Raw genomic sequence first — 22,079 nt, 5'->3', positions numbered from 1 at the left:
CAAAGGCGCCAGCTACCGCATCAAACACACCGCGATCGACACACTGCCCTCCGTGGAAGCCGATCGTCAGGCAGACTCAACCCCGTAAACCTGCTCATTTTTCAACCGGAGCAGGCTGCTCAGGATTGAACCGGAGCCGACAAGGGGGCCGGTGCGGCGTTGTGGCTCCCGCCCGGTAAGCAATTGGTTCCCGACGACGAGGCCGAAGCGTTCGTCAAGGAACTCATCGACAGTGCGGGCGACGACGCAGCCTCGGAACGAATGGCCCAACTGATGCAGTTGCTCGATGACCACCACCCGACCGACACATGCTGGTACCTGGCGTTCATGGGTGTTGAGCCTGCGGCTCAAGGCCAAGGTATTGGCGGCGACCTGTTAGCGGCTGCGCTCACCCAAGCTGATCGTAATGGAGTACCGGCATATCTCGAGGCGTCGTCCCCTGACAATCGGCGGCTGTACGAGCGCCACGGTTTCCGTACGGTGCGTGAACTCACGGTCGCAGACTCTCCTGCCATCTATGCAATGTGGCGGGTGCCGACCTAGCTGCACTCAGGTGTTCCAGACTCCTGCTGATTCGCCATGTCTTGGGCGATGACGCGGAGCAAGTTTCGTTGTGACTTGCGCCAGTAGGCAGCGACAACCGGATGCTGGATGCGGTACGCGAGTAGCGACAGTTTCCCACGGTTCTCCAGCCGGATCCGCTGCACCACCTGGGTGCCTCCCTGCGGAGTTGGCGCAAAATCGAAGGTGGCCAACTGGTTTCGAAGTCCTACCAGCGGCCCGAATCGTGATGCGGTGGCCTTTTGGGTGACACTGGAGAAGGGGCGCCAGTCGAGGAACTCCCATCGCCACGCGGCCGGCCCGTGGTCGCAGTGCATCGCAGCGCCCGGTCCGATGCGCCCCTGGGCATTGCGCGTCGCCCGGTCCGGCTTCTTGCTGAAGTGCCGACACAACCACCGCTGGCGTTCGATCGGGTCCAGCCAGTAATTCCACGCGACGACCGGAGATATCGGCACCTCGACGGTGAACACATAGTCGGCGTCGTCGGGGCCGATGTAGTGCCGGCGGGTGTCTCGCATCGCCTCGAGGACAGGCTTGAGGTCGTGCACCCCGCCCGTGGTGATGTCGAAGGATTCGCAGTGTTCCTCGTGGGGTAGCAGGTCCAGACCACTGGGCAGATGCTGCAGGCAAGCGTCGGTCAGTAGGACATACGCTTTGACGCCCGTCGTTTGGCAGACGGTATTCTTCAGCAGACGGTGGACCAGAATGACATCTGCGCCGGCCAGGTCGACTCCGCCGGTGTTGGTGTCGATGACAAACGTCCCGTAATGACAGATGAACTTCAAGTCGAGCGCGTCGATCGCCGCGCATGCAGCGCAGGGGCAGGTTGTATTGCGCGCCATGTTCGTCAGGCGATTGGCGAACTCGAAATAACAGACCTCAAGCAACTGGAGAAGGCTTTCGCCGTCTCGATAGACGGTGCTGTCTGCGTAACAGAAAACGGCGTCGCCCTCGACTTTGACGAATCGCATTGGCGGGACAAGGCGATCGCGGACGAGCACGGTCAGCTCGCTGACGATCGCCTGGGCGTGCTCGAGCTCCGTATGGGTCAAGAAATTCGTGTAGCCGGATATGTCGGCCAACAGCAGATAGCCCTCACGAGTTCGATACTCGGTCTGCATGGTCGGCCTCGATTCCCCCGAATCGCGAAGCTGCGGCCAGCTCAACGGGCGACGACACATTTGGCGCAATCTCTATCTCGCCACGTCATCGTAAGCCGTTCCATCGGTTCAGCCCAGAGGCGAAGGCCAGCTGGCTGCGATCAATGACCACCGAGACCGCGGTCGTGACACGACTCCCGCCACTACGCGTATCCCGTTGGAGGCGAATCGGTTATCGGACTGATACCGCGACACATGCTGCGGCGGAGCTGGTTTTGAAGCCGGGTGACCCACAATTCGGGCATGACGGTACCGCGGGAGTCACCGCGTGGGATCTCGCGTCAGACATTCCTGCGGGGTGCCGTCGGAGCGTTGGCCACCGGGGCGGTGTTCGGATCGAACCCGGCCGGTGCGCAGCCGGCAGCCTCCGGCTGGGGAGACCTGTCAGCTGCCATCGGTGACAAAGTGATACTGCCCGACAACGGGCAATTCGCCTCAGCCAAGGCAGTTTTCAACACCAACTTCAACGACTTCGCACCGGCCGCGGTCGTGACCCCGACCTCGGCGGCCGAGGTGCAACAGGCGATGGCCTTCGCTGCGGCCCACAACGTCAAGGTCGCCCCGCGCGGCGGCGGACACTCCTACGTGGGCGCGTCGACGGCGACCGGCGCCATGATCCTGGACCTGCGGCAACTTCCCGGCGGCGTCAATTACGACGCCGCGACCGGGCATGTCACGGTGACGCCGGCGACCGGTCTGTACACCATCCACCAGGCTCTGGCCGCCAATGGTCGGGGGATCCCGACGGGCACCTGCCCGACAGTCGGCGCGGCCGGGCACGCCCTGGGAGGCGGGCTGGGCGCGCAGTCGCGGCACGCGGGCCTGATGTGTGATCAGTTGGTGTCGGCGACGGTGGTATTGCCCGGCGGTACGGGTGTCGTCGCGTCGGCCAATGAGCATCCGGATTTGTTCTGGGCGCTCAAGGGTGGGGGTGGCGGCAATTTCGGCGTGACGACGGCGCTGACCTTCGCCACGTTCCCCACCAGCGATGTGGATGCCGTGGGCCTTCATTTCCCGTTGGAGTCGTTCGCGCAGGTTCTGGTCGGGTGGCAGAACTGGCTGCGTACGGCCGACCGCAGCAGTTGGGCACTGGCCGACACCATCACCGATCCGGGTGGCGCGCACTGCCGCATCCTCGCGACCAGTTCGGCCGGCTCCGGCGAAGCCGCGGCGGCCGCTGTCTCCAAAGCGGTGGGACTGCAACCGATGTCGGTGGAGAAACACACGTTCAATTACCTGGACCTGGTGCAGTATCTGGCCGTCAACAATCTCAACCCCTCACCGCTGGGCTACGTCGGAGGATCCGACGTCTTCCCATCGATCACGCCGGCCGCGGCTCAGGGGATCGCCGCGGCGTTCAATGCCTTTCCCTCGGGCGCCGGTCGGCCGTTGGTGATCATGCATGCGCTCGACGGTGCGCTGGCCACTGTGGGGCCAGGGGACACCGCTTTCCCGTGGCGGCGGCAGTCGGCTCTGGTCCAGTGGTATGTGGAGACCTCCGGTTCGCCCGCAGCAGCAACCAACTGGCTCAGCACCGCTCACCAAGCGGTGGCACCGTATTCGGTCGGCGGTTACGTGAACTATCTCGAAGCTAATCAGCCCGCGTCGCGGTATTTCGGCGCCAATCTCTCTCGGCTGGCCGCCGTCCGGCAGAAATATGACCCAGGGCGGGTCATGTTCTCCGGTTTGAACTTCTGATGCGGCGGGGTGTTCTTAGGCGACGCGTCGGAGGTGCCGCGTCGTGCGGTCGGCAGCGCAATTGCGGATGTGAACCGAAACCAATGAACCGGTACGAACGACACCGATAGGCCCGGGTCGCGCGAAACGCGCCAATTCTGGACTGTGCAAAGCGATTCCGGCGCTGGACTGTCGATAACCGATCCGCACGCCGAGTGCGCCGAAGGACAGCATTCCGCCCAGACCCGACAATGCCGAGTACAGCAGTGCCCATATCGACACCGCAACGGCGGTGACCGCGTCGGCGATCAGACCCCGTGCCGAGTGATGTGGATGGATCGCCTGGGCGAGCGCCGCTGCAGGCGACTGCGGCTGCATCGAGGCCAACAGCATGATCCCCGGGTCCACCTCTGCACGGTAACCGGCCGTCGGGGAGGGGCCGGCGTCGCTTGACAAACCAGCCTCCGGCGGGCGCGTGGGCGCGATCAGGGTCAGGAGCCCACCGTCTGGAGCGGACACGAGCACGTGGCGAATCTCGACGCCGGGTGCGACCGAGCTACCCGCTGCGACCCAGGCACCTGGTGCGGCCCACACGATGCCGAGCGTGGCGGAGATATCTGCTGGTAGCTGGATGATGGCCTGGACGAGATCGGTGGCTACCGCCAATGTCCGGATGAAATAGGCGATGGCGTACTGGGGTGCCGGTGTCATGGCCGATGTAGCGGCTTCAGTGGTCGCCGTGGTGGCGCCAGTGTCGAGGAGAGACGTCGCGGTGACCGGCGTCGAGGATATCGACGGCTGGTTGGCCGGAATCGAGACTGGAACGGTCAGGGTCTCGGCGGGCACGGCCTGCGCCCCATCGGTGACGTTTGTCGCGTGCGCTGCAGGTTGGCCGGAGGTATCTGATGAGGCTGATGATGTGGATGTGGTTGCCTCCGTCGAGAATGCTGAGCTGGGTTTGTCGGGGCTGATGCCGGACACCGTCGTGGTCGTGATGGTGTTGTCTGCCGTTTGAGCGGATGTGTTGGTCTGCGCGGAGAGTGTTGAGCTGGGTTTGTTGGGGCCCGTGCCGGACACAGTCGTGGTCGTGGCGGTGGGGTCGGCGCTTGTTGGGGCCGTCGGATCTTTGGTGGTCGCCGCAGTGGTGGTTGTGTTGTCCGCCGTTTGAGCGGATGTGTTGGTCTGCGCGGAGAGTGTTGAGCTGGGTTTGTCGGCGCCTGCGGCCGAAAACGCCGTGCTCGTGACCTTGCGGTCTGCGGTGACAACGGCGTCGTGGCCCGAACCGCTGGAGTCTGCCTGAGTGGCACCTGAGGTGGAGTCGGGCTGGAGGTCCGCGGAGGCGATGGCACCGCTCATGGCGCCCGTCAGGAGCACGACTGTCATCGAAGACACAACGACGATTCGGCGACTATGCGTAACGATCATGTCCGTCACCCCGCAACGAGCATTGGTGTTAGCTGCTGATAGCGAGGATCGAGTGTGACTTAACTAACAGCACCTTAATATGCAGCCGGCGCTTGATTTTTGTCAACAGGCGCTAAAATTTTTGGCTCGGCTGAAAATTTGCGGGTCCGTCAGAACTGAGGCCCGGGAGCTCACCAAATCGGGTAGAAGACACGAGATGTGTTGCAACCGAATGGTTTTCACTGCCAGGTAGCGCACAAATGGGGTATGGCGTCCTGCGCGGTGCCGTCGACTGGTCGGCCGTCGACGGGCCGGATACTTCCACTTTCACGCTCTACCGATAACCGCGCGGGTGCCGGCGAACCGGCAGGTGCGACGGCCGCATGGGCGGAGGTGTTCTCGTGCCCGTGTTCTACGCCGATTTCGTTTGCGTTGAGAAACACTATTGCCATACCGGTTTTACGTTTGCGTCGATTTTGTATCTACGCGCCGAAAACGGCGTATAGCCTCAGTGTATTCGGGTCGTCTGGCCCCTCCTGACTGCAGAAAGGGGGAAGCGGCGTGCGAATTACACAGCGCTACCTGGTTTTCGGAGTAGCCATGGCGATGGTTCCGGTCGGGTTCGTCACGGGGGCACCCGCTGCCAAGGCTGACTGCACGAGTTCGGGCTATGCCACCGTCTGCGCTCAGGGGGACGTGCGTGGTGCGGATGGCGGACCCGTAGCTGCCACACCGGTCGTTCCCTATCCGTGTGAATACGACTGGTACTGCGGCAACGACTGGGATCTTGGAATCGTCTGGAACCCGGGACGTCCCGGTGGCCCCGGAGGTCCTGGCGGGGGTGGCATCGGCCCACGTTGAGGACCTGCTTCGTGAAGTGCCGACCACCTGATTGAAGGAGCCAAACATGTTGCCCACCCGTCTGACATATCGCGCACTGGGTGCCGCCATCGCTGCCGGCGCCGTGGCCGGTACGGCGCTGGTCGGCGCGGCATCTGCCGTTGCAGATCCGCCGGTGCCGCCGCCGTGCACGGCCGCCGAAATGGCCCGCGTCATGTCCGGTGTCACCTTCGACACGTCCAACTATCTGACCGAGCACCCCGACGTCAACGATTTCTTCACCGGCCTCAAGGGCCAGCCCAAGGACCAGATCCGGGACAAGGTACAGAGCTACCTGGATGCCAATCCCATGGTCCGTGACGATCTTCAGCGGATCCGGCAGCCCTCGGTCGACTTCCGCGATCGCTGCGGGTTGCCGCCGACGCCTTGACCCGCCCCAGCGGTGCGTGAGCAATGGGCGGATTGAGCCTGACCGGGTTATGGCTGTTCCTGTCTGCGGTGCTCTCCACATCGGTCTACTTGGCGGTCTCCAGTGTCTGGGTGACCAACAAGACGACATACCGACCTGATTCCAAAGAGCACACCGGGTCCCTGTCGCCGTTTCTGACGACCGTTGCGCTTGTTTACGGGGCGTTGCTGGGTTTCACCGTCGTCGTCGCCTGGGAGCAGTTTTCCTCGGCAGAGGCGAATGTCACCAATGAATCGTCGACCCTGGCAACGATGTACCGGCAGACGGTCAGCCTGCCGGCACCCGAGCAGGCCCCCATGCGTGAATTGCTGCGGGATTACACCGCCGCGGTGAAGTCCGAGTGGGGCAGTCGGGGGAATGGCGCACCCAGTGCCACGGCGCGGACCGCGATCACCGACATGTACCGGATGCTCGGTCAGCAGCAACTGGCCTCGGCGAATCCGATCAATGCCGAAATGCGCCAGCAGCTCAATGTGCTGACCTCCCAACGTAATACCAGGATCCTCGATGCCAAGCCCCGGATTCCGGGGCTGCTGTGGAGCGGGCTGCTGTTCGGCGGCGTTCTGCTTATCGCGTTGATCGGCTTCACCAAGCTGAGCAACCCGCTCAATCACATGCTTCTGTCGAGCGCGATTGCCATACTGCTGGGCCTGCTCCTGTTCTTGATCTTCTCGCTCGATCATCCGTTCGGGCGTGAACTCGGCGTCACCCCGGCGTCATTCGACTACGTCGTGCAGGTCTTCGACGGGGTCGACGCGGGCACGTAAGGCCTGGCCCGGCGATGCCGGAGGGCCAGCCGGTGCCGACTATGCGGACAGTCGATGTGACGGTTCGGAGCCTCCCGGCACTGCTACCCGCTCGCCGTCGTGTTCTGTCGATCTGCCGCCGGGGACGACGGTTAAGCCATTGCCACTCTGCAAGGCGATGTTGTCGCGCCGACTGCGGTATGTCTCGAAGTACCGGTCGATCTCGGCGGTCTGCAGCGGTTTCGAGAACATGCTCACCGCGCTGTCGGGGGTGTCGGTCATCCCGGCCCTGCTGAGATCGCGAGCTCCGGCGCGAAATCCAGCCACGCTGCCAATCAGGCACGCCGCCAACGCGATACCCGCGACTGCGGCCAGGTCGCTGCCCACGGCCAAGGCCGCGACCAGTGTCCCCAGTGAGACAAACGCCAGAAGTAGTAGTACGTACGCCAGATAAGACGCAGAAATTCGCCCGGTTGTCATGGTCATCCTTTCCTTCTCGGTTCTCCCGATGGTCTGCCACTACGCTACGCGTATCGTAGCGCTACGCCTACTGTAGCGTCTCAAGTCGCAGTAATATTCCGTCGCCAAGATCGGGGAGCGAGATGACCCAGCAACGCCGTGTCGAGGACGGAATTGCGGAATCGACTCTGAATCTGTTGCGAACGGGAGGGCCCCGTGCCGTCACTGTCGAAGCGGTCGCAGCGCACTCAGGCATTGCGAAGACCACGATCTACCGACGGCATCCCAACCGGCGGGATATGTTGTCAACCGCTCTGTCACGTGTGGCATCGCCGACGCCCTTGGATCCTCGGGCAGAAGCGCCCGACCGTCTGCGGTGGCTCATCCGCAACGCGACCGATGCGGTCGATAACGGTATCGGGCTCGGCGGCATGGCGGCGCTTCTGACTGACGCCGACCCAGAGTTCACTGTGTTGTTTCGGCAGATCCTCGTCGATCAACGGGCCAAGTTGGCGGAGGTGATCGATACGTCCAAAGCTGACGGCTCGATGCGGGCCGACATCGATACCGAAGAGCTGATAGACGGTGTGGTTGGTGCCTATATCGCCGAGCATGCCCGGACCGGGACGATCCAAGATGGTTGGGAAGAGCGGCTGTTCAGTCTCTTCTGGCCCGCCGTTCGGGCCTGAGCGTGGCCGTCCTGCACTGTCGATCGACGATGCGAGGCGCATCGGCGGGCTGCTGGTGCTAGCGTCCCGAAGGCATGGACGCACCGTTGCTGCTGCACGACCGCGATGACCGCGGAGTGGTGACCCTGACACTGAACCGGCCGCACGCTTTCAACGCGCTGTCCGAAGCGATGCTCGCGGCGTTGAGCGAAACGATGGATGCGCTTGCCAAAGACGAGACCGTGCGCGCCGTGATTCTCGCGGCGGCAGGCAAGGCGTTCTGCGCCGGCCATGACCTCAAGGAGATGCGGGCCGAGCCATCGCTCGACTACTACCAACAGCTGTTCAACCAATGCACCGCGGTGATGCTCTCGATCCAGCGGTTGCCGGTACCGGTGATCGCGCGGGTGCACGGCATCGCGACCGCCGCGGGATGCCAGTTGGTTGCGATGTGCGATCTGGCGGTGGCGAGCGACGACGCGCGCTTCGCGGTCAGCGGCGTCAACGTCGGATTGTTCTGCGCGACACCGGGAGTCGCACTGTCACGCAACATACCGCGCAAAGCGGCCTTCGAGATGCTGGTCACCGGCGAATTCATCTCCGCCGAGCAGGCTCACGCGTTGGGGCTCGTGAACCGGGTGGTGCCTGCCGACGCGCTCGACAACGAGGTCGAGGCGCTGATCGCGAGCATCGTCGCGAAGCCCGCAGTCGCGGTTGCGATGGGAAAGGCCTTGTTCTACCGCCAGATTGAAGTCGGCATCGAGGCGGCCTATGCGGACGCCGGGAAGACCATGGCATGCAACATGATGGATCCCAGTGCCCTCGAGGGGGTTGCGGCCTTCATCGAAAAGCGCCCGGCCAGCTGGCGGCAGGCGCCGACAAAGGGGTGCTGAGACCGCTCAGGGCGTCACAGCGGTTGTGGTGATGTGGACCTCCGAGGTCAGGGTCTGGTGTACCGGGCAGCGTTCGGCGATGGCCATCAGCCGCTGTCGCTGGTCGTCGTCGAGGTCGCCGATCAACTCGATCTCGCGGTCGATCTGATCGAGCATCCCCATTTTCGTCTCACAGTCGGCGCAGTCTTTGGCGTGGATCCGGGAATGCCGCAGCGTCACGCGGACGCGTTCCAGTGGCCAGCCCTTGCGGTTGGCGTACATCCGCACGGTCATCGACGTGCACGCGCCGAGCCCGGCGAGGACGAAGTCGTAGGGGTTGGGGCCGGCGTCGTCGCCGACCGGTTGCGGTTCGTCGGCGACGAGCCGGTGGTTTCCGACGGTGATCTCCTGCGTGTAGGTCCCCGGGCCGGTTTCGGTCACGGTCACATCGGTCGTCGCCATGAAAGCTCCTTACGTCGGTTTCTTCTGGTTGGTGGAGGTCTCAATGAGTGCGGCCGTGCTCAGCGGCGTCGTGCCGAGCTGCTGCTCCAAGCGACTGGCGAGCGCCAGGAACAGGTTGGCGGTGGTGACGGCGTCACCCAACGCGTGATGCGGCGTGTGGACGGGGACGCCGATCTTGGTGGCCGCATATTCGAGGGAGATGGCGCCCTCCGTGATCGGAACTCGAAGGGCACGTGAGGCCAGCGGAGCGGTGTCGATGAACCGATTGGTGAGACGGCGGCCGCAGCCGCGGTAGGCGCGGCGCAGCAGCGTCCGTTCGATGACGGCGCAATGGGCGATGATCGGGCGGTCGCCGATGAGCGTGTCCAGTTCTGCGACGGCATCTTTGATGGGTGGTGCCGCGGCGAGGTCCTGGGTGCGGATGCCGTGGATGCGGGCCGAGGGCGCCGGAACGGCTTCGGCGATGTGCACCAGGCCGTAGGTGGCGCGAGCCATCACGATGCGTCCGTGCTGGATCGGGATGGCGCCGTAGGAGATGATCTTGTCACTGCGCAGGTTCAGCCCGGTGGTCTCCAGGTCGACCACCCACAGTTCGTCATCGCGCCACGACCGCGTACGGCCGCGGTCATTTCCGAACTTCTTGCGCGACAGCGGGTTACGCATGGCCGATGTCGCCGAGTGCGTACGGCCAGCGGCCGGCCACCTTATCCTGCACGGCGGCGATGACCCGGAACGCGTCGCGCAAGTGACGCAACTCCAGGCTGTCCAAATCGGACGGGGCCACCGTCGGTTCGATGGGCTTGCCGTCACGCAATGCTCGCATCTGGGTATCGACCGACAGCTGGTAGCACAGCGTGAAGGCGGTCTTGAGCGATTGGGCGTCGTCGGCATTGAGCAGACCTGCTCGGCGCGCCCGGTCGAGACGGTCGGTGGTGGAGCCGCTCAGGTCCCCGGTCTGCAAGGCCAGCGCCTGGGCCATGGTCACGATGGGGCGCATACCGGCCTTCTTGATGTTGAGACGGTTCTTGTGTTCGCCGAAGTGGTCGGCGACGAATCCGCGCACGAATCCCCGTGGCGGCCGGCTGGCGATGGACAGTCGGGTCAGGGCGCGCGTGAATTGCGCGCGCCCCACGCCTGAGATCAGGGCCGTGCGCATGGGTCGGGTCAGGATGGGACGGGTGATCGGCCGCGCGTCGAGCATGGTTGCGGCCAACAGCAGTTCGCCGACGTTGCCCGGATTCTGGCGCCAGCGTTCTGCCGCCGCCCGCCACCCGGACACCGACCGGTTGAACAACGGGAAGGACGCGTTGAGCCCCTGCGGACATGTGCGCAAACCACAGCTTTCCAGGGCTTCCATCACCGGTTCGGTTGCGGCGCTGACGATCGCCCTGTCGGGCTCGGCGTCGTCGGGTGATCGGGTGACCCACGCCAGGGCGCTGTCGACGTCGGAGTTGGGCAGCGGTTCGCGCCGGCCGACCGACCCGAGCAGCATCCAGGCGCAGTCCAGGTCGGGCAGTGGCGGTGCGGTGGCGGTGAGCTCGATGGCCTTGGCGACGATCGCTTCGATCATCGCCGCCAGCAGGGATCCGAAGTGATCGGCGGGCACTCCGGTGTCCCACAGTTCGAGCATGGTGGGAGTGAGCATGGCTGCGGCGTCGCGCAATTGGGTGAGGTTGGTCGCCGCGCCCGTTTCCGTGCGGATCACCAGGGGATGGCGGACTTCGCCTGCCACCATGTCGACCACGCGGGCGATGCCGACCGGGCGGCCGCTGGCGCCGTCGACGACGACGAGATGGTGAATGCCGCGTTCGTACATCAGCAGATATCCGGCGCCCACGGTGCGGTCGGCTGACATCACGATGGCGGGCAGCGAGGCGATCGTGTCGACGGGGGCGTCGATGCCGATCTCACCGGTGACCACCCGGCGGCGGAAGTCGTCGTCGGTGACGATGCCGATGTCCTCACCGCGCTGGAACACGGCGCACGACCGGTGGTCGTCGGTCATCCGCCGTGCGACGTCACGAATGGATTCCGAGGGCTCACACCAGGTGATGGCGTGCATGACTTCGCCGATGGGCCGCTCGAGCTGACTGAAGGTTCCACCGGATGAGATCAACCGGGCGCGGGCGATCTGATCGCCGTAGTACGAGAAGGACAGTCGCTCGGGGTGTTCGAGGACATCGCGGGGATCGTCGAGCAGATAGCAGAGCGTGTCCTCGGCGGCGCGCACCGTGAGTGGCGGTGGCTGACCGGAGAACACCGAGATGTGGCCGAAGGTGTCGCCGGGACCGAGGACGTCGACGACGTGTCCGCGGTCGGTTACCTCGACGCTGCCCGTGCGCACGACGAAAAGTCGCTGCAGCGTGTCGGATTCGGCTTGGACGATGGTTGTCCCCGCGGCGAAGTACTCGACTTCGACAGTGGCGGCCAGCCGGTTTACATCCTTCGCGTCGAGGCGGTCGTAAGGATCGTGGGCAGCCAGAAAGTCGGCGATGTCCTTGATGGTCTACCCTCCTGTCGCGTTGGGATGCCCAGTTGGTCGGCGAAGCACTGCGTCACAGTAGACCTCAGAGCCCGGCCGGCAGCGTCGGTTCTGAGCTGTGACAGTGATATTCGTCTGCCACGCGCAGCAAAAGGCCCTCACTCCCGTGCGGAATGAGGGCCCTTTTCGTTTGCTGAAGTCAGGCGGTTCGGCGGACGCCGCGCTTCAGTAACAGTTCGCGCTCGGATTCGCTGAGCCCGCCCCAGATGCCGTAAGGCTCGGCGACGGCCAGCGCATGCGAACGGCACTGCGTGATCACGGGGCAACTGCGGCACATTTCCTTGGCGCGCAACTCGCGCTGGGCGCGGGCCCGTCCGCGTTCCCCATCGGGATGGAAGAACACCGAGGAATCGACGCCCCGGCAAAGTCCTTGCATCTGCCAATCCCAGATGTCCGCATTGGGTCCGGGTAGCTGCTGCGGCTGTGGCATGGAGGAAGCCCCTCTCTGCGCGCCCATTCCGATTACGTGAGCGTGCGTGAGTTGGTGGTACCGAACTGAGCACATGTCGCCGATGACTACTCGTGCACACAAACTAGGGGCGCTCATTAATTCGCGTCAATAGCCTGAGCGTGTGCTCAATGACATATCCGCAGGTCGAGAATTTACATCACGTTCATCATTGCGATGTGTCCGTCACGGGAGCCGCGTTAAGCAGTAGCCGAGCCGACGAGGTTTCCGCTGTTCGGAGCGGCTGTGGCAACGGCAGGCATTGATCGTGGCGATGGACCAGTTGATGTCCTATTAACGTCGCAGGCATCAATTGTTAACGAATGCGGATTCGGCAATATCTTTTATCCGTGCCTTGCGGTATCGGGTTCCCGTGGACCCGGCATTTGCGTGACGTTGATAGCGTCGCAAACCGATGAGCACCACCACTGAGGCAGCAACCGTGCTGGCGAACGCCGCGTTCGGCGACGACCCCGGCCGCTGGCCGCTGCCGAGTGCGGCGACACCGCGCGACCGATGGTTGCGCGCGGTCGCCGCGGGCGGCCAGGGGCGCTACGCGTGCGCTCTGGCCGAGCTGTCTGAGATCGAGCGCAGCCAGGCCTCCGGGCCGTTGCTGTCTCTTACGCTGAGCACCCGGGCATCGTTCTTGCGCCAACTCGGCGGTCACAACAGCGCCCGCGGGGCCGACGGCCAGGCCTGGGCGCACAGTGGGGGAGCCGATGCCACCGACCCGGAGGCCCCAGCCGACGCCTTGATCGGCCTGGCAGCCGACGCGCTCGGAGTCGGCCGGTTCGCGTTGTCGGCTCGGCTGCTGGAGCGGGCCAGTGCGGTGGTCTGCGAGCACGGAGGACGCATCGGGGTTCGCCTGGCATGGGTCAGTGCGGAGCTGGCGATGATGCGCGGTGACGGGGCCGCTGCGGTCGCGCATGCCGAACGCGGTGTCGAGCGCGCCACCGCGTACCCGTCAGCGCGTCACGCGGTGAAGTCCGATGTGGTGCTGGCGGCCGCACTGTGTAGTGCAGGTCAGCCCGATCGGGCCCGCGTCGTCGCAGACACGGCACTGGCGGCCACCGACAAGCTCGGCCTCGTCCCGCTGCAGTGGGCGCTAGCCTGTCTGCTGGCCGACATCGGCAGCGCGGCCCACTCACCCGCGCACGTCGGCGCGATCCGCGACGTCAGCGCCGATACAGTGCGTCGCAGAGGCGGGGTCTGGTCCGGCGACTGAACCGGTCGCTCCGCGCCGATCGTTATTGTTTAGCTCAACCAAGCGCCTGCGAGTGTTGGTGCCAAGTAACGCTGGAGATACCGCCCACGATGACAAGTTCGGGAGACCGTCTCGACGCTGTCGTTGCTGAGGCTGTGGCCGGCGATCGGAATGCGCTCCAGGAGGTCCTGGAGATCATCCGGCCGATCATCGTTCGCTACGTCCGGGCGCGGGTCGGCACGACCGAGCGAAGTGGTCTTTCAGCGGATGACGTTGCGCAGGAGGTGTGCTTGGCCGCCATTACGGCGCTGCCGCGTTACAAGGATCAGGGACGACCGTTCCTGGCCTTCGTGTATGGCATCGCCGCGCACAAAGTTGCTGACGCGCATCGCGCGGCGGCCCGGAACCGGGCTGAACCGACCGATGTGGTGCCGGAGCGCTACTCGCTGGACGCGGGCCCTGAGCAGTCCGCCCTCGATTCCGAGTCCTCGGCACGGATGGCCAAGCTGCTGTCGGTGCTGCCGGAGAAACAGCGCGAAATCCTCATCCTGCGGGTCGTCGTCGGCATGAGCGCCGAAGAGACCGCCGAGGCCGTCGGCAGCACCCCCGGCGCGGTTCGCGTGGCCCAGCACCGGGCGCTGAACCGGCTGAAGTCGGAAGTCATGGCGACGGGACGTGACTATGCCTGACTTCGGCCGCTGGACGTCCAATGGTGGCGATCCCTCACTCAACGAGATCAACCGCACCGATCGGTTCATCGAGTCGCTCTCGCTGGACCGCCAGGTGTACGCAACCGACCCTGCAGAAGCTGAGCTGGCCCAGCTCCTCGCCGGCTGGCGCGATGAGGCGCGGCGACCCACGTCCGGTGTCGTGACGACGCGCGACGCGATCGCTGCCCTCGACAGCGGCACCAGGGGCAGGCGGCCTCGACTGCCGCTGGCGTTGGTCGGCTCGGTGGCGGCCGCGGTGCTGTGCCTGGGTGGGTTCGGCGCGGCGGTGTACGGCGCCGGGCCCGGTGACGCCCTCTACGGCATGCGCACCACGCTGTTCGGCGAACGGCCGACCCGCGACGTCAACGTCGAACTGGCCTCGGCCGAACTCGCGCAGGTTCAGCAGCTCATCGACCAGGGGCAGTGGCAGGCCGCTCAGGAGAAGCTGAGCACCGTGACCACCACGGTGGCGACCGTCGACGACACCCAGCGCAAACAGCAGCTGGTCGATCAGCTACAGCAGTTGTCGGTCAAGGTCGAGAACCGCGACCCGAATGCGACGGTACCGCCGAACGCGCCGCCGATCGTGCTGCCGGAGGTGCCTGCGACGCAGAGCAGCCCGTCGAGCTCCCCGAGTGCGTCCGACACCTCGGCGCCGACGAGCACGCCGTCGACGTCGGCTCCGTCCACCTCGGCGCCGACGGGCACCAGCCCGGCCCCGTCGGACACCACGCCGCCGTCCGACACCTCGGCATTGCCGTCGTCGTCCCCGGCATCGGGCGGGCCCGCTCCGTCGGCGTCGACCGAGACCTCGCCGTCGTCGCCGAACCCGGCGACCACTACCGCGGCCCCGTCGTCGCCCGGTCCACGCGCGGAAGTGACGCCGTCCTCGGCGGTGTCGACGGTGCCCTCGTCGGTGGTGCCGTCACCGACGCACACCCAGACCACGACCATGCCGACGGTGAGTGTTCCCCCTGCGGCCGAGCCCACGGTGACCGTCCCGGCACGCGGCGGAGCGACAGGTGGTGGTGAAGGGCCCGCGCAGCACGGTGAGGACGCGCCGCCACAGCAGCAACAGGGTTCAGGCACACCACCCGGGCGCGCAGCCGTCCCTCAGCTGCCGGTCACCACGGTCATCGAAATACCCGGGCTACCCGGGTTGGGACTGGGAGGCGGCGGTCAGCGGTAGCCGTCGGATTCCGACGTCGCTTCGTTGAGCGAGGCGTCGGCATAACCGCGGCAGTAATCCCAGGTCACGTAGGCGTCGGGCTCGGGATCGTAGGCCGGCTCGTGCGGGCGGACCGTGCCGTCGACGAGCAGCTGCAGCAGGTTGGCGCGCAGCATGTCCCAGTCGTGGTAGTGGTCCTGCTGGCATTCGTCGCACGACACCACGAGGCCGCGGATACCTTTGTGCGCCAGCAACGCCTCGTACACCGCCAGGTCTGCCAAGTCGGCCTCGACGGCGGTGCGCTCCTGGGGGTCCAGAGGCTGGCCCGGCTCGATGGCATCAAGCGCTGCCGACGGATCAGACGGATCGTCGGCGAAGGGGTCGGGTGGCAAACCAGGTGGTAGGTGGTCACGCACGAGATCCACACTACGCAGCAGCACAGGTATCGCGCCAGCCGCGCAAGGTGCTGCGACGTGCGACGCGGCGGCCGGGCAGTCAATGCACATCGCGAGTCGGCCGCCATAGCGGCGGTGGCGCCGAGCCCGCCTGGCGAGCCGATAGGATTAGGGATAAAGCTCTGCGACCGCCTGTTATCTGGAGGCCCGCCCATGTCGATCGCTGAAAGCAGCGTTCCCATTGCCGTACCGGTGCCGACCGGCGGCGACGATCCCACCAAGATCGCCATGCTCGGCCTGACGTTCGACGACGTGCTGCTGCTGCCCGCCGCCTCGGACGTCGTGCCCGCAACCGCGGACACGTCCAGCCAGGTCACGCGCAAGATCCGGCTCAAGGTGCCGCTGGTCAGCTCGGCCATGGACACCGTCACCGAATCGCGGATGGCCATCGCGATGGCCCGCGCCGGGGGTATGGGCGTGCTGCACCGCAACCTGCCCGTCGCCGAGCAGGCCGGCCAGGTGGAGACCGTGAAGCGGTCCGAAGCCGGCATGGTGACCGACCCCGTCACGTGCTCGCCGGACAACACCCTGGCCGAGGTCGACGCGATGTGCGCGCGATTCCGGATCTCGGGTTTGCCGGTGGTCGACTCCGACGGGGCCCTCGTCGGCATCATCACCAACCGCGACATGCGGTTCGAGGTCGACCAGAACAAGCCGGTCTCCGAGGTGATGACCAAGGCCCCGCTGATCACCGCGCGTGAGGGAGTCTCCGCGGAGGCGGCGCTCGGCCTGCTGCGCCGGCACAAGATCGAGAAGCTGCCCATCGTCGACGGACAGGGCAAGCTCACCGGGCTGATCACCGTCAAGGACTTCGTCAAGACCGAACAGTTCCCGCTGGCCACCAAGGACAGCGACGGCCGGCTGCTGGTCGGTGCGGCCGTCGGTGTGGGTGAGGACGCCTGGACCCGGGCGATGACGCTCGTCGAGGCCGGCGTCGACGTGCTGATCGTCGACACTGCCCACGCGCACAACCGGGGCGTGCTGGACATGGTGTACCGGCTCAAGACTGCCGTCGGGGACCGCGTCGAGGTGGTCGGCGGCAACGTCGCCACCCGGGCCGCCGCGGCCGCGCTCGTGGAGGCCGGCGCCGATGCGGTCAAGGTCGGCGTCGGACCCGGGTCGATCTGCACCACCCGCGTGGTGGCCGGTGTGGGTGCCCCGCAGATCACCGCGATCCTGGAAGCCGTCGCGGCGTGCAAGCCGTTCGGAGTGCCGGTGATCGCCGACGGCGGGTTGCAGTACTCCGGTGACATCGCCAAGGCGCTGGCGGCCGGTGCATCGACGGCGATGCTGGGCTCGCTGCTGGCGGGCACCGCCGAGTCGCCCGGCGACTTGATCTTCGTCAACGGCAAGCAGTTCAAGAGCTACCGCGGCATGGGCTCGCTGGGAGCCATGCAGGGCCGGGGTGCGGCCAAGAGCTACTCCAAGGACCGCTACTTCCAGGACGACGTGCTCTCCGAGGACAAGCTGGTGCCCGAGGGCATCGAGGGCCGGGTACCGTTCCGCGGGCCGCTCTCGACTGTCATCCATCAGCTCACCGGCGGTCTGCGGGCGGCCATGGGCTACACCGGGTCCGCGACCATCGAGCAGCTGCAGCAGGCACAGTTCGTGCAGATCACTGCGGCGGGGCTCAAGGAGAGCCACCCGCACGACATCACCATGACCGTCGAAGCACCGAACTACTACACCCGCTGACGGGCGCTCGAGCGCCGAAGCACACGCACAAGAGAGGCTCGTCATGCGTGACATGGTCGAAATCGGCATGGGCAGAACCGCCCGCCGAACCTATGAACTCGACGACATCAACATCGTGCCGTCACGGCGCACCCGGTCGTCGAAAGACGTGTCTACGGCGTGGCAGCTCGACGCCTACCGGTTCGAGATCCCCGTGGTCGCCCACCCCACCGATGCGCTGGTGTCGGTGGAATTCGCGATCGAACTCGGGCGCCTCGGCGGGCTCGGAGTGCTCAACGGCGAAGGCCTGATCGGCAGGCACGCCGACGTCGAGGAGAAGATCGCGCAGGTAGTCGAGGCTGCCGCGAAAGAGCCTGAGCCTTCGGCCGCGATCCGACTGCTGCAGCAGCTGCACGCCGCACCGCTGGACCCCGACCTGCTCGGCCAGTCGGTGGCGCGCATCCGGGAAGCCGGAGTGACGACCGCGGTGCGGGTCAGCCCGCAGAACGCCCAGGCGCTGACGCCGGCCCTGGTGGCAGCTGGCATCGACCTGTTGGTCATCCAGGGCACCATCATCTCCGCCGAGCGGGTCGCGCAGGACGGCGAGCCGCTCAACCTCAAGAAGTTCATCTCCGAGCTCGACGTGCCGGTGGTGGCAGGCGGCGTGCTGGACCACCGCACCGCCCTGCACCTGATGCGGACCGGAGCGGCCGGTGTCATCGTCGGCTACGGCTCGACGCGCGGCGTCACCACGAGCGACGAGGTGCTGGGTATCAGCGTGCCGATGGCCACGGCCATCGCCGACGCCGCCGCAGCCCGCCGCGAGTACCTCGACGAGACCGGCGGCCGCTACGTGCACGTGCTGGCCGACGGCGACATCCACACCTCGGGCGACCTGGCCAAGGCGATCGCCTGCGGCGCCGACGCCGTGGTGCTGGGCACCCCGCTGTCCTCGGCGGCCGAGGCGCTCGGCGGAGGCTGGTTCTGGCCGGCGGCTGCTGCGCACCCGTCGCTGCCGCGCGGTGCGCTGCTGCAGATCGCGATGGGGGAGCGACCGTCGCTGCAGACCGTGCTCAACGGCCCGTCCGACGATCCGTTCGGTTCGTTGAACCTGGTCGGCGGTCTGCGCCGGGCTATGGCCAAGGCCGGGTATTGCGACCTCAAGGAGTTCCAGAAGGTCGGCTTGACCGTCGGGTCCTGATTCGCTCTCGGCGAAAGGCGCTTCTTTACAAGTTAGGCCCTCCTGTCTAGCTCGTTACCTATGGGTAGGTCCATACTGTTCGGATGAAGCCTGACTACGACGTCTTGGTTATCGGTTCCGGGTTCGGCGGCAGCGTCAGTGCGCTGCGGCTGACCGAAAAGGGTTACCGCGTCGGTGTCCTGGAGGCCGGCAGGCGGTTCAGCGACGCCGACTTCGCCAAGACCTCGTGGGACCTGCGTAAGTTCCTCTGGGCGCCGCAACTCGGCATGTACGGCATCCAGCGCATACACCTGCTGCGCAACGTGATGATCCTGGCCGGTGCGGGTGTCGGCGGCGGATCGCTGAACTACGCCAACACGCTGTACGTGCCGCCGGCCCCGTTCTTCAACGACCCGCAGTGGAAAGACATCACCGACTGGCGTGCCGAGCTCATGCCGCACTACGAGCAGGCCCAGCGCATGCTCGGTGTGGTGAAGAACCCGACCTTCACCGATGCCGACCGCATCGTCAAAGAGGTCGCCGACGACATGGGCTGCGGGGACACCTTCGTCTCCACCCCGGTCGGTGTGTTCTTCGGGCTCGACGGCGAGAAGACTCCCGGCAAGACAGTGCCCGACCCGTTCTTCGGGGGCGCCGGGCCGGCCCGCACCGGCTGCCTGGAATGCGGCGAATGTATGACGGGCTGCCGCCACGGTGCCAAGAACACGTTGGTCAAGAACTACCTCGGCCTCGCGGAATCGGCAGGCGCGCGGGTGCATCCGATGACGACGGTCACCGGGTTCGAGCAGCGTGGCGACGGTCTGTGGGAGGTCACCACGGTCAAGACCGGCAGCAAGCTGCGCCGGGACCGCAAGACCTTCACCGCGACGCACCTCATTCTGGCGGCGGGCACGTACAACACGCAGAAGCTGCTGTTCAAGATGCGCGACACCGGCAAACTGAGCCGGTTGTCGGCCAAACTCGGCGTGTTGACCCGCACCAACTCCGAGTCGATCGTCGGGGCCCAAACCCTCACGGTGTCACCGGATCTGGACCTCACCCATGGCGTGGCCATCACGTCGTCGGTGCACCCGACCGCCGACACCCACGTCGAACCCGTGCGCTACGGCAAGGGCTCCAACGCGATGGGCCTTCTGCAGACGCTGATGACCGACGGCACCGGCCCCGGCGGCACCGATGTGCCGCGCTGGCGGCAGTTCCTCGACCAGAGCCGTGAGCGTCCGGGGCTGCTGATTCGGCTGCTGAATCCGGCACGGTGGAGTGAGCGGACGGTCATCGCCCTGGTGATGCAGCATCTGGACAATTCGATCACCACCTTCACCAAACGCGGCCCGGGCGGCAGGCGGGTGCTGACGTCCAAACAGGGCCACGGCGAACCGAACCCGACGTGGATCCCGGTGGGCAACGAGTTCACCCGGCGGATGGCGGAGAAGGTCGGCGGCATCGCGGGCGGCACCTGGGGAGAACTGTTCAACATTCCGTTGACCGCGCACTTCCTCGGCGGCGCCGCGATCGGTGCGGACGCCGAACACGGTGTGATCGATCCGTATCAGCGGGTGTACAACTACCCGACCCTCCACGTCGCCGACGGTGCCGCGATCTCAGCGAATCTCGGTGTGAATCCGTCGCTTTCGATCACCGCGCAGGCCGAGCGGGCGGCATCGCTGTGGCCGAACAAGGGCGAGGAAGACACCCGGCCGGCCCAGGGCGAGCCCTACCAGCGGCTCGATCCGATCGCACCGTCGCATCCCGTGGTGCCTGCCGAGGCCCCAGGTGCGTTACGGCGGTTGCCGATCGAGCCGGTCAACACGGGCGGGTAGTTCCGGGGCGACGCAGCCCCACCCGGTGCTTACCCGGCGGCTAGGAAAACCTGTCCCATCGTCAGGTGGAATCTGGTAGCGCCGGCGATTACGCGAACAGGGCGTGATCACGACCATTTGAGTCATGACCACGTACCACCCCGACACGGCGTCGATCCCGCAAGTCCGCGCCGCGACGGCGGGCGACCGCGCCCGCAAGCCGCGGTTGCGCGACGTGGCAGGTATCCGTCTCGCCCACAACCTCGACTCGCTCACGCGCGACGAGATCGACGCCGCGCAACAGCGCAATCTGCGTGCCACCGTTGCGGCCGCGCGCCAGTCCGTCAACGTGTGGCGGCGATTCCCCGGTCTAGCGGCCGTCGAGACGGCCGACGATCTCGAGGCACTGCCCCTCCTCTCCGCCGGGGACCTGGCCGCGGGGTGCCCGCCACATTCGGCCGACCTCCTCTTCGACCAGAGTCCCGGGCTCGTGCTGCGATCGAGCGGCACGGCAAGTCGACCCAAAATCCTCTATCACTCATGGGATTTCACCGACCGGGTCCAGCATCTGGGCGCTCGCGGCGTACGCGCAGCGTTGGCGACCACGCCGAACCGGATCGCGAACTGCCTGTTCCCCGGGGACCTGAACGGTGCGTTCCTGTTCGTCCAGGACATCGCGCGGTCGCTGCCTGCGCTGTCCTTCGCGATGGGCGAGTACACCGCGGCTGCCGACGCCGCAGCAGTCATCGACGCACACGGGATCGACACACTGGTGGCGTCACCCGCGTACGGAGCGGAGCTGCTGGCCGGGCATCGGCTGCCGCTGCGGAACTTCCTTTTCATCGGTGAATCGCTGGGAGCCGAGCGGGAGCGCGTCGTGCGTTCTGCCGCACCGGATCTCGTCGTGCGGTCGCTGGCCTACTCGACGTCCGAGACCGGCCCGGTGGGATACCAGTGCCGCCACCAGTCGGGCGCCGTACACCACCTCCACGAGGACGCCGTCGTGCTGGAGGTTGTCGACGAGACCGGACGATCGGTGCCCGCCGGAACACCCGGCGAACTCGTCGTCACACCGTTGACGACCTCCGGGATGGCGCTCTTCCGCTATCGGCTCGGAGACAGGGGCCGGCTGTTGACGGGCGGGTGTGCGTGCGGGAGTGCTGTCCGAACGGTGCTGCTCCTCGGCCGCATGCCGTCCTCGATGACCGTCGACACCATCACGTTCTCCAGTGACCACCTCGTGACAGCGCTCGCAACCCTGGGTGTGTCGAACTCAACCGACTGCCAGCTTCAGGTGTTGTGGGAAGGCCACAAATACCGGGTGCTCCTGCTGTTGTCGGCGGCGACGCCGGACGGCATCACGACTGACGCGGTGCGGACCGCTCTACACGGCGCCCACGAGATCCACGAGGTCATCGTGAGCCCCCGATGCCTCGATTTCGAGGTGCGGCGAGCCGACATCGGCCAGTTCGCGCGCTCGCAGCGCGGAAAGGTGCCTGTGCTCTACCAGGCCGGGATTTGACGAAAGCCCTTGGCGCCCGGGACCTCCGGTGCGCTCCG

General features: G+C 66.1%; 23 protein-coding genes and 1 pseudogene. 16 read left to right on the top strand and 8 right to left on the bottom strand.

The genetic code is table 11. The features are described from left to right. Both A5784_RS38540 and A5784_RS28430 read left to right on the top strand, forming a co-directional pair. A pseudogene (locus A5784_RS38540) lies at nucleotides 1–88 on the top strand (AAA family ATPase); the annotation flags it as partial. 95 nt (nucleotides 89–183) lie between these two features. After that, nucleotides 184–543 carry a GNAT family N-acetyltransferase gene (locus A5784_RS28430; RefSeq protein WP_156750831.1) on the top strand — a complete coding sequence of 120 codons (360 nt, stop codon included), beginning with the start codon at nucleotides 184–186 and terminating at the stop codon, nucleotides 541–543. Here A5784_RS28430 and A5784_RS28425 read toward each other — a convergent pair. After that, nucleotides 540–1,643, bottom strand: coding sequence for a DUF2652 domain-containing protein (locus A5784_RS28425; RefSeq protein WP_197514902.1), 1,104 nt, complete (start codon nucleotides 1,641–1,643; stop codon nucleotides 540–542). The genes A5784_RS28430 and A5784_RS28425 overlap by 4 nt on opposite strands. Nucleotides 1,644–1,964: 321 nt before the next feature. On the opposite strand from A5784_RS28425, the gene A5784_RS28420 reads away from it, so the two are divergent. Further along, nucleotides 1,965–3,419, top strand: coding sequence for an FAD-dependent oxidoreductase (locus A5784_RS28420; RefSeq protein ID WP_064948204.1), 1,455 nt, complete (start codon nucleotides 1,965–1,967; stop codon nucleotides 3,417–3,419). A gap of 15 nt (nucleotides 3,420–3,434) precedes the next feature. Here A5784_RS28420 and A5784_RS38535 read toward each other — a convergent pair whose 3' ends face one another. After that, nucleotides 3,435–4,109 carry a hypothetical protein gene (locus A5784_RS38535; RefSeq protein WP_156750830.1) on the bottom strand — a complete coding sequence of 225 codons (675 nt, stop codon included), beginning with the start codon at nucleotides 4,107–4,109 and terminating at the stop codon, nucleotides 3,435–3,437. On the opposite strand from A5784_RS38535, the gene A5784_RS38530 reads away from it, so the two are divergent. From A5784_RS38530 to A5784_RS28405, 4 genes are all read left to right on the top strand, one after another. Then, complete coding sequence (locus A5784_RS38530; protein WP_156750829.1) at nucleotides 4,108–4,413, top strand: hypothetical protein; 306 nt, start codon at nucleotides 4,108–4,110, stop codon at nucleotides 4,411–4,413. The genes A5784_RS38535 and A5784_RS38530 overlap by 2 nt on opposite strands. Nucleotides 4,414–5,363: 950 nt before the next feature. Beyond that, the gene (locus A5784_RS37860; protein WP_082945126.1) at nucleotides 5,364–5,663 is read left to right on the top strand and encodes a hypothetical protein; all 300 of its coding nucleotides are present in this window, start codon (nucleotides 5,364–5,366) and stop codon (nucleotides 5,661–5,663) included. Between the two features lie 46 nt (nucleotides 5,664–5,709). Continuing rightward, nucleotides 5,710–6,072, top strand: a complete 363-nt coding sequence (locus A5784_RS28410) for a heme-binding protein (RefSeq protein WP_064948202.1) — start codon at nucleotides 5,710–5,712, stop codon at nucleotides 6,070–6,072. A 23-nt stretch (nucleotides 6,073–6,095) separates the two neighbouring features. Next, nucleotides 6,096–6,878, top strand: coding sequence for a bestrophin-like domain (locus tag A5784_RS28405; protein ID WP_064948201.1), 783 nt, complete (start codon nucleotides 6,096–6,098; stop codon nucleotides 6,876–6,878). 39 nt (nucleotides 6,879–6,917) lie between these two features. Here A5784_RS28405 and A5784_RS28400 read toward each other — a convergent pair whose 3' ends face one another. After that, nucleotides 6,918–7,337 (bottom strand): hypothetical protein, encoded by a 420-nt coding sequence (locus A5784_RS28400; protein WP_156750828.1) that lies wholly within the window; start codon nucleotides 7,335–7,337, stop codon nucleotides 6,918–6,920. Between the two features lie 122 nt (nucleotides 7,338–7,459). Here A5784_RS28400 and A5784_RS28395 point away from each other — a divergent pair, with 122 nt between their 5' ends. Both A5784_RS28395 and A5784_RS28390 read left to right on the top strand, forming a co-directional pair. Beyond that, a complete protein-coding gene (locus tag A5784_RS28395; RefSeq protein WP_064948199.1) occupies nucleotides 7,460–8,005 on the top strand; it encodes a TetR/AcrR family transcriptional regulator in 546 nt (181 codons plus the stop codon). Nucleotides 8,006–8,079: 74 nt separating this feature from the next. Then, entirely contained in the window at nucleotides 8,080–8,877 is a 798-nt protein-coding gene (locus tag A5784_RS28390) for an enoyl-CoA hydratase (RefSeq protein WP_064948198.1), read from the top strand. Between the two features lie 6 nt (nucleotides 8,878–8,883). On the opposite strand, the gene A5784_RS28385 is transcribed toward A5784_RS28390, so the two are convergent. The 4 genes from A5784_RS28385 to A5784_RS28370 all read right to left on the bottom strand — a co-directional run bounded on the left by A5784_RS28385 (nucleotide 8,884) and on the right by A5784_RS28370 (nucleotide 12,290). Beyond that, on the bottom strand, nucleotides 8,884–9,318 hold the full coding sequence (locus tag A5784_RS28385) for an OsmC family protein (RefSeq protein WP_064948197.1): 435 nt from the start codon (nucleotides 9,316–9,318) through the stop codon (nucleotides 8,884–8,886). A 9-nt stretch (nucleotides 9,319–9,327) separates the two neighbouring features. Next, nucleotides 9,328–9,981: a 3'-5' exonuclease gene (locus tag A5784_RS28380; protein WP_064948196.1), complete on the bottom strand. Its 654-nt coding sequence runs from the start codon at nucleotides 9,979–9,981 to the stop codon at nucleotides 9,328–9,330. After that, complete coding sequence (locus tag A5784_RS28375; RefSeq protein WP_232006273.1) at nucleotides 9,974–11,800, bottom strand: putative nucleotidyltransferase substrate binding domain-containing protein; 1,827 nt, start codon at nucleotides 11,798–11,800, stop codon at nucleotides 9,974–9,976. The genes A5784_RS28380 and A5784_RS28375 overlap by 8 nt, the downstream gene beginning before the upstream one ends. A 199-nt stretch (nucleotides 11,801–11,999) precedes the next feature. Then, entirely contained in the window at nucleotides 12,000–12,290 is a 291-nt protein-coding gene (locus A5784_RS28370; RefSeq protein ID WP_029367677.1) for a WhiB family transcriptional regulator, read from the bottom strand. A 433-nt stretch (nucleotides 12,291–12,723) separates the two neighbouring features. Between A5784_RS28370 and A5784_RS28365 the strand changes: the two genes are divergently transcribed. The 3 genes from A5784_RS28365 to A5784_RS28355 all read left to right on the top strand — a co-directional run bounded on the left by A5784_RS28365 (nucleotide 12,724) and on the right by A5784_RS28355 (nucleotide 15,411). Beyond that, nucleotides 12,724–13,533: a hypothetical protein gene (locus A5784_RS28365; protein ID WP_064948194.1), complete on the top strand. Its 810-nt coding sequence runs from the start codon at nucleotides 12,724–12,726 to the stop codon at nucleotides 13,531–13,533. 89 nt (nucleotides 13,534–13,622) lie between these two features. Continuing rightward, entirely contained in the window at nucleotides 13,623–14,201 is a 579-nt protein-coding gene (locus A5784_RS28360; RefSeq protein ID WP_064948193.1) for a sigma-70 family RNA polymerase sigma factor, read from the top strand. Continuing rightward, complete coding sequence (locus A5784_RS28355; RefSeq protein ID WP_064948192.1) at nucleotides 14,194–15,411, top strand: anti-sigma-D factor RsdA; 1,218 nt, start codon at nucleotides 14,194–14,196, stop codon at nucleotides 15,409–15,411. The genes A5784_RS28360 and A5784_RS28355 overlap by 8 nt, the downstream gene beginning before the upstream one ends. Here A5784_RS28355 and A5784_RS28350 read toward each other — a convergent pair. Then, nucleotides 15,402–15,806, bottom strand: coding sequence for a DUF5319 domain-containing protein (locus A5784_RS28350; protein ID WP_064948214.1), 405 nt, complete (start codon nucleotides 15,804–15,806; stop codon nucleotides 15,402–15,404). The two genes, A5784_RS28355 and A5784_RS28350, sit on opposite strands and share 10 nt — an antisense overlap. A gap of 192 nt (nucleotides 15,807–15,998) precedes the next feature. Here A5784_RS28350 and guaB point away from each other — a divergent pair, with 192 nt between their 5' ends. The 4 genes from guaB (at nucleotide 15,999) to A5784_RS28330 (ending at nucleotide 22,041) form a co-directional block, all read left to right on the top strand. Beyond that, entirely contained in the window at nucleotides 15,999–17,540 is a 1,542-nt protein-coding gene (gene guaB / locus A5784_RS28345; RefSeq protein ID WP_064948191.1) for an IMP dehydrogenase, read from the top strand. Between the two features lie 52 nt (nucleotides 17,541–17,592). Then, nucleotides 17,593–18,720: a GuaB3 family IMP dehydrogenase-related protein gene (locus A5784_RS28340; protein WP_197514904.1), complete on the top strand. Its 1,128-nt coding sequence runs from the start codon at nucleotides 17,593–17,595 to the stop codon at nucleotides 18,718–18,720. 83 nt (nucleotides 18,721–18,803) lie between these two features. Continuing rightward, nucleotides 18,804–20,540, top strand: a complete 1,737-nt coding sequence (locus A5784_RS28335) for a GMC oxidoreductase (RefSeq protein ID WP_064948189.1) — start codon at nucleotides 18,804–18,806, stop codon at nucleotides 20,538–20,540. Between the two features lie 124 nt (nucleotides 20,541–20,664). Continuing rightward, nucleotides 20,665–22,041, top strand: a complete 1,377-nt coding sequence (locus tag A5784_RS28330; protein WP_064948188.1) for a phenylacetate--CoA ligase family protein — start codon at nucleotides 20,665–20,667, stop codon at nucleotides 22,039–22,041. The last annotated feature ends 38 nt before the right edge of the window (nucleotides 22,042–22,079 follow it).

It is taken from the genome of Mycobacterium sp. 852013-50091_SCH5140682 (genome assembly GCF_001665685.1).
In the GTDB taxonomy this organism is placed as follows: domain Bacteria; phylum Actinomycetota; class Actinomycetes; order Mycobacteriales; family Mycobacteriaceae; genus Mycobacterium.
Note: the sequence above shows the minus strand (reverse complement) of the source record. Positions and strands in the feature narration are given on the sequence as shown.

Excerpts from the sequence above, each read along its gene's own strand:
- A5784_RS28420 (WP_064948204.1), top strand. The coding sequence starts at position 1,965 with ATGACGGTACCGCGGGAGTCACCGCGTGGGATCTCGCGTCAGACATTC.
- A5784_RS38530 (WP_156750829.1), top strand. The coding sequence starts at position 4,108 with ATGGCCGATGTAGCGGCTTCAGTGGTCGCCGTGGTGGCGCCAGTGTCG.
- A5784_RS38535 (WP_156750830.1), bottom strand. The coding sequence starts at position 4,109 with ATGACACCGGCACCCCAGTACGCCATCGCCTATTTCATCCGGACATTG.
- A5784_RS28410 (WP_064948202.1), top strand. The coding sequence starts at position 5,710 with ATGTTGCCCACCCGTCTGACATATCGCGCACTGGGTGCCGCCATCGCT.
- A5784_RS28405 (WP_064948201.1), top strand. The coding sequence starts at position 6,096 with ATGGGCGGATTGAGCCTGACCGGGTTATGGCTGTTCCTGTCTGCGGTG.
- A5784_RS28400 (WP_156750828.1), bottom strand. The coding sequence starts at position 7,337 with ATGACAACCGGGCGAATTTCTGCGTCTTATCTGGCGTACGTACTACTA.
- A5784_RS28395 (WP_064948199.1), top strand. The coding sequence starts at position 7,460 with ATGACCCAGCAACGCCGTGTCGAGGACGGAATTGCGGAATCGACTCTG.
- A5784_RS28390 (WP_064948198.1), top strand. The coding sequence starts at position 8,080 with ATGGACGCACCGTTGCTGCTGCACGACCGCGATGACCGCGGAGTGGTG.
- A5784_RS28385 (WP_064948197.1), bottom strand. The coding sequence starts at position 9,318 with ATGGCGACGACCGATGTGACCGTGACCGAAACCGGCCCGGGGACCTAC.
- A5784_RS28380 (WP_064948196.1), bottom strand. The coding sequence starts at position 9,981 with ATGCGTAACCCGCTGTCGCGCAAGAAGTTCGGAAATGACCGCGGCCGT.
- A5784_RS28370 (WP_029367677.1), bottom strand. The coding sequence starts at position 12,290 with ATGCCACAGCCGCAGCAGCTACCCGGACCCAATGCGGACATCTGGGAT.
- A5784_RS28365 (WP_064948194.1), top strand. The coding sequence starts at position 12,724 with ATGAGCACCACCACTGAGGCAGCAACCGTGCTGGCGAACGCCGCGTTC.
- A5784_RS28360 (WP_064948193.1), top strand. The coding sequence starts at position 13,623 with ATGACAAGTTCGGGAGACCGTCTCGACGCTGTCGTTGCTGAGGCTGTG.
- A5784_RS28355 (WP_064948192.1), top strand. The coding sequence starts at position 14,194 with ATGCCTGACTTCGGCCGCTGGACGTCCAATGGTGGCGATCCCTCACTC.
- guaB (WP_064948191.1), top strand. The coding sequence starts at position 15,999 with ATGTCGATCGCTGAAAGCAGCGTTCCCATTGCCGTACCGGTGCCGACC.
- A5784_RS28340 (WP_197514904.1), top strand. The coding sequence starts at position 17,593 with ATGGTCGAAATCGGCATGGGCAGAACCGCCCGCCGAACCTATGAACTC.
- A5784_RS28335 (WP_064948189.1), top strand. The coding sequence starts at position 18,804 with ATGAAGCCTGACTACGACGTCTTGGTTATCGGTTCCGGGTTCGGCGGC.
- A5784_RS28330 (WP_064948188.1), top strand. The coding sequence starts at position 20,665 with ATGACCACGTACCACCCCGACACGGCGTCGATCCCGCAAGTCCGCGCC.